5 protein-coding genes and 1 tRNA gene are annotated in these 5673 nt (G+C 45.2%); 4 read left to right on the top strand and 2 right to left on the bottom strand.

Annotated features, from left to right (window positions below; translation table 11 throughout):
• Positions 1 to 1833, bottom strand: a 1833-nt coding sequence (locus ACTIE6_RS11040; protein WP_439556685.1) for a RelA/SpoT family protein, incomplete at its 3' end; no start/stop codon positions are given.
• Positions 1834 to 2017: 184 nt separating this feature from the next.
• On the opposite strand from ACTIE6_RS11040, the gene ACTIE6_RS11035 reads away from it, so the two are divergent.
• Positions 2018 to 2099, top strand: a tRNA-Leu gene (locus ACTIE6_RS11035).
• A gap of 162 nt (positions 2100 to 2261) precedes the next feature.
• Positions 2262 to 3611 carry a trigger factor gene (gene tig, locus ACTIE6_RS11030; protein WP_439556684.1) on the top strand — a complete coding sequence of 450 codons (1350 nt, stop codon included), beginning with the start codon at positions 2262 to 2264 and terminating at the stop codon, positions 3609 to 3611.
• A 61-nt stretch (positions 3612 to 3672) separates the two neighbouring features.
• Here tig and ACTIE6_RS11025 read toward each other — a convergent pair whose 3' ends face one another.
• On the bottom strand, positions 3673 to 4050 hold the full coding sequence (locus tag ACTIE6_RS11025; protein ID WP_439556683.1) for a helix-turn-helix domain-containing protein: 378 nt from the start codon (positions 4048 to 4050) through the stop codon (positions 3673 to 3675).
• Positions 4051 to 4293: 243 nt separating this feature from the next.
• On the opposite strand from ACTIE6_RS11025, the gene ACTIE6_RS11020 reads away from it, so the two are divergent.
• On the top strand, positions 4294 to 4968 hold the full coding sequence (locus ACTIE6_RS11020; protein WP_439556682.1) for a ClpP family protease: 675 nt from the start codon (positions 4294 to 4296) through the stop codon (positions 4966 to 4968).
• Between the two features lie 249 nt (positions 4969 to 5217).
• Positions 5218 to 5673 (top strand): ClpX C4-type zinc finger protein (locus ACTIE6_RS11015; RefSeq protein WP_439556681.1); only part of this gene is annotated, 456 nt, incomplete at its 3' end.

The raw sequence follows: 5673 nt of genomic DNA, 5'->3' as shown, positions 1-5673 counted from the left end.
TGTATCACTGTCTGCCCGGTCACCGTGGATTTGTTTTAAAAACTTGGTAAGCGTTTTTCCGTCGCTGCCAACCGGCCCGGGAACTGCATTTGCTGCATGCGCAGAATCGGCTTTCCGCTCTTTTGCCTCCTTATCCTTTTTGAACCTTTTGAGCTCATCGAGCTGGATATATCCTTTGCCGATGCGGTAGAAAAAGTCCGGCGCTGTTTTACATTCAAAAAACGCCCTCAACTGGTTGACAATCTCAGCTGTAAGCTCGATACCGAGTGTTTTCAGCTTTTTCTCAACCATTTGCCGGCCATCTGTTTCGTACCGCCGGTTATCTTCTTTCAAAAAGTCCTTGATCCTGGCCCGGGCTTTGGAGGTAACTACGATCCTGAGCCAGTCTTCATTGGGCTTTTGCTTATTGGAAGTAATGATTTCAATCTGATCCCCATTGTTGAGCACATAGCTGATCGGGACCAGGATACCTCCCACTTTCGCCGCCATACAATGCGCGCCGACTTCGGAGTGGATATCAAATGCAAAATCAAGCGCCGTTGCGCCGCTTTGCAGTACTTTCAACTCACCTTTTGGGGTAAATACAAAAACCTCTTCATTGAAAAGGTTGCTCCTGAATTCATCCAGGAACTCGATCGCTGCGGTTTTATCCCCAAAACCATTTTCAAGCGTTTCTCTTACCTGTGTAATCCACTGCTCAATGTTACCTCGGACCTTAGTATCATTTCCTTTGTACTTCCAGTGCGCTGCGTAGCCTTTTTCAGCAATCTCGTCCATTCGCGTCGTGCGAATCTGGACTTCCACCCACTGTCCGCTCTTGCTCATCACTGTGGAATGCAGCGACTGGTACCCATTTGCCCGGGGCGTACTCAAAAAGTCTTTTAAGCGATCCGGGTTTGGTTTATAATGGTCAGTAACAATGGAATATGCCTGCCAGCAAATTGCTTTCTCGCGGTCATTTTCAGCCGAAGATTCAAGTACAATGCGGATTGCGAAAAGATCATAAATTTCTTCAAAAGGCTTGTTCTGCTTGCGCATTTTGTTCCAGATCGAATAAATCGATTTGGGCCTGCCTTTGAGGATAAAATTCAACCCGGCGGATTCCAGGTCCTGCGCGATCGGCTCCATGAACTTGGCAATAAACCGGTCACGGATTCCTTTCGTTTCTCTCAGCTTCCGGGCAATAGCGCGGTATTCCTGGGGCTCGGTGTATTTCAGGTAAAGTTCTTCCAGCTCGGATTTGATACTGTACAATCCAAGCCGGTGTGCGAGTGGGGCGTATATAAAAATCGTTTCGGAAGCGATTTTAAGCTGCTTGTCCCGCGGCATGCTATCGAGGGTCCGCATGTTATGCAGCCTATCCGCAAGTTTTACGAGAATTACCCGCACATCGTCGGACAATGTGAGCAGCATTTTACGGAAGTTCTCCGCTTGCTGTGACGAACCATATTCGAAGCGACCGGAAATCTTCGTAAGCCCGTCGATGATCTTGGCCACTTTTTTTCCAAAAAGCCGCTCGATATCCTCGATCCGCATATCGGTATCCTCCACCACATCGTGCAGCAATGCAGCTACAATGCCCGTGGTACCGAGACCAATCTCTTCGACGACGATCTGGGCGACTGCAAGCGGGTGGTAAATATAGGGTTCTCCCGACCGGCGCCGCATGTCTTTATGGGCGTCGACAGAAGTATAAAAAGCCTTTTTGATTAACTTGGCATCATTATCCTTCAAGAATGGCTTGGCTGTACGTAATAGTCTCCGGTACTTCTTGAGAATATCTTTCCGCTCTTGTTCCAGGTCAATATTGAGGGCCTCAACGAGTTGCTCCACTGCTGTTTTGTAATTGGTATGCTTCACTAAAATAACAAATTCCGGTGAGATTTTTCAATAATGGATTACCAAAAGATAAAATTTTCAAAAAAGCTTGCATCTATCTAAAAAATAGAAATACCTTTGCACTCCCAATTCGAGAACAGGCGTAGTTAATAACTGTAATTGAAGACGGAAAAAGTGAGCGGGCGTGGCGGAACTGGTAGACGTGCTAGACTTAGGATCTAGTGCCGCAAGGCGTGGGGGTTCGATTCCCTCCGCCCGTACAAATTACAAGGGAATGACGGGGCATCAAATTCCTATCCCATTTAGAAAAATGTGCTGCTCCGTAGTAAGACCCGTCAAATGCCCTCAGGACTTCGTTTTGAGGGCATTTTTATTTTTCTTTTCTGTTTTACCCAAGGTATTACCATTAGCATAAGCGAAACATGGAAGTTCTGTTAGAAAAAAGCTCGCCTACAATGGCTTCACTTAAAGTGACGCTGACCAAAGAAGATTACCAGCCGAAAATTGATAAAACCATAAAGGATTATTCAAAAAAGGTTAACCTGAAAGGTTTCCGACCTGGAAAAGTGCCTTCGCAGGTAATTCAGAGAATGTATGGAAAAAGCATTCTGGTTGACGAGGTGAACAACCTGCTGAGCAATGCAGTGAGCAACTATATCCGGGAAAACAAATTGCAGGTGGTAGGTGATCCAATTCCTGATCGCTATAAAGCTGCCGAAGTTAACTGGGATAATCCAAGCCAGTTTGAGTTCAGCTACGATCTTGGAATGGCGAGCGATTTCGAAGTAAATCTTTCTGAGCTGCCTGCGGTAAAACGTTATACGATCAATGTAGACGATGCGGAGCTTAGCAAGACAAACGATAGCTTGCGCGAGCGTTTTGCAGACAGCATTCACCCTGAAGTAAGTGAAGCCGGCGATATGATCTTCGGAGAGCTGAAACAGGAATCAAGCGAATTCACAACCCGCACTGCAATTCCTACCAAGCAGCTTAAAGAAGAAGCACTTTCGAAATTCATTGGTGTCAAAAAAGATGATGTTATCACATTTGATATCCAGGATACATTCACTGACGAGTCGGCGATCGCTCATGTGACAGGTAAGAAAAAAGAAGATATCGGTTCACTTTCAGGCGATTTCGTTTTGACAGTAGAAGATATCACCCGTTCAGCACCTGCGGAATTGAACCAGGAGTTTTTTGATAAAGTACTGGGCGCAGGACAGGTTGAAAGCGAAGAGCAGTACAACGAGAAAGTGCTTGAAATCATCAAAGGAAACTACGAGCGCGAAACTGAGGCATTGCTGCGCCGCGATATCGAGAATGCATTGCTGGAAAACATTTCCATCGATCTTCCGGAAGAATTCCTAAAAGAATGGCTGGAACGTACCAACGAAGGCAAGTTCACCCGCGAGCAAATTGAAGAGCAATTTGAAGATTTCAAAAAATCATTGAAACTAAGCCTGATCAAAAATCAGATTGCCGATCGCGAAAACGTGAAAGTAGAATATCCTGAGATCCTTGAATTTACCCGCAATATGGTAAAAGGTCAGTTCGGTATCTACGGTGACGATGATAATATGAAAGAAACCATTGATCGTGTTGCGCAAGGTTACCTTGCTGACAAAGAGCGTGACAATTACACGAGCATTTTCAACCAGGTTTTTGATAACAAAGTAATGGATATCATTCGCGGACAAGTTTCCACCGACGAGCAAACCATTGAAGTAAGCGAATTCGAGAAAATGGCGAAAGGCGAAGAAGTAGCAGCTTAGTCTGGCTTTCAGCAATATATTTAGCACCGTCCCGGTTTCCGGGGCGGTGTTTTTATTTAGGCTAAAACCCGATCCGCTCCCGCTGCTGCCCGAGCTCGCGTATGATCCCGTCTCCAAACCATTGTTTAAATTTCAGCTTCCACTGGTCCAGCTCATTTTGTAACCTGCGATTTTCCGCCAGGAGCCGGGTATTCTCCTGCTTGAGCCAATCCGTTTCCGACATGGAGACTGAATCAAAACCCAGCAGATCCGGAAGTTTTACGTCAAGCAGTTTGGCAATGTTTTCCAGGCGTGAAACAGACAGTTCAGTCCTGCCTCTTTCCAGATCTCCGTAGGCGGTAGTGGATAATCCGAGCATATCTGCCATATTCTCCTGTGAGAGACCTTTTTGTAACCTGATCAACCGGATTTTCTCTGATAAGTTAGCTGCTGCGCTCATGGTCGCCGTGTTTATCTTTTTCAAACTTTTCAAATGCAATGTACTTAACTGTCCCGCTCGTACTCCTCGCAAATTCCGAGAATTTATCGCAGGAATTGACAAGGTTTTCTGAATGAATTAGTCAATTTTGTGCAAGCCGATTATTCAGCAGGCAGTTTTTTAATCAGAAACTAACATATATTGCTTTTTGTTCTGATAGTCGTTGCCCTTTAAATATAAACTCAATTAAAATTAAGTTTACCGATGAATTACGGAAATGAATTTAGAAAATATGCTGTCCACCACCTTGGCGTGAATGGCCTTTCAGTGGACGGTTATATGAACCACACCGTTGAAAATATGACCCGCTCGGTGATCGAGGAACGTCCGATGAACTTCCGGGAAGTTGACGTTTTCTCCCGTTTGATGGCCGACCGCATTATTTTTATGGGAACCGGTGTGGATGATAATATCGCGAACATCATCGTCGCACAATTGCTTTTCCTCGAATCAGCTGATCCTAAGAAAGATATCCTGATGTACATTAATAGCCCCGGCGGTTCTGTGTATGCAGGTCTGGGTATTTACGATACCATGCAGTATGTACGCCCTGATGTAGCGACAGTTTGTACAAGTCTTGCTGCGTCAATGGGTGCTGTATTGCTGGCAGGAGGAGCAGCCGGAAAGCGGTCTGCACTGCCTCACGCACGTGTAATGATCCACCAGCCTTCGGGTGGCGCGCAGGGTACTTCGGTTGATATCGAGATTACAACCCGCGAGATTGTGAAGCTGCGTCACGAATTGTACGAGATCCTTGCCAAACATACAGGCCAGACACCTGAGCAAATTGCATTGGATTCTGACCGTGACAAGTGGTTGAGAGCAACTGAGGCGAAGGAATATGGTTTGATTGATGAGGTTTTGACAAGAGACAAATAAGCCATTTTTGATTTGCTGAAAGCACCCTGACAACCAGCTTGTCAGGGTGCTTTTTTATTCATTAGCCTCATTTTCTTTTGGTAACCCGATCAAAAAACCAGAAATTTGTAATATCCTTTCGACTGGCTGCAAAATGTGCGGCGTTTTGGAAACAATAATGTAAACCTTCTTGTTAACACGGTCTTGGCTGTTGCTAATATTAAATAAACTCAGCGAACCGGGTAATTCACCACCGTATAAACAAATTCAATGGCACAAGTAAGCTGTTCGTTCTGCGGACGTAAAAAAAACGAAGTAGATTTATTACTTTCCGGAATAGACGCACATATATGTAATCACTGCATTGCCCAGGGGCATCAGGTGATTACGGAAGAATTGGGGGCGAAAGAAGATAAGAAAGAAAAAAAGGGCAAGCTACCTAAGCTGAAACCCATTCCCCCGTCTGAAATCAAGCACTTTCTCGAACATTACGTCATAGGTCAGGACGAAGCAAAACGCTCGCTGGCTGTGGCTGTATATAACCATTACAAAAGGCTCAACCAGGCAACTACCGAAGATGATGTAGTGATTGAAAAATCAAATATCATTATGGTGGGCGAAACGGGTACCGGCAAAACTTATCTTGCCAAATCCATTGCGCGGATCCTGCAAGTGCCTTTTTGCGTAGCTGATGCAACGGTTGTTACGGAAGCAGGTTATGTTGGT

The sequence above is a fragment of the Dyadobacter sp. genome (assembly GCF_051859145.1).
Lineage (GTDB): Bacteria > Bacteroidota > Bacteroidia > Cytophagales > Spirosomataceae > Dyadobacter.
Note: the sequence above shows the minus strand (reverse complement) of the source record. Positions and strands in the feature narration are given on the sequence as shown.

What these genes read in the sequence shown, in the direction of transcription:
- tig (WP_439556684.1), top strand. Translation starts at nt 2,262, where the DNA reads ATGGAAGTTCTGTTAGAAAAAAGCTCGCCTACAATGGCTTCACTTAAA.
- ACTIE6_RS11025 (WP_439556683.1), bottom strand. Translation starts at nt 4,050, where the DNA reads ATGAGCGCAGCAGCTAACTTATCAGAGAAAATCCGGTTGATCAGGTTA.
- ACTIE6_RS11020 (WP_439556682.1), top strand. Translation starts at nt 4,294, where the DNA reads ATGAATTACGGAAATGAATTTAGAAAATATGCTGTCCACCACCTTGGC.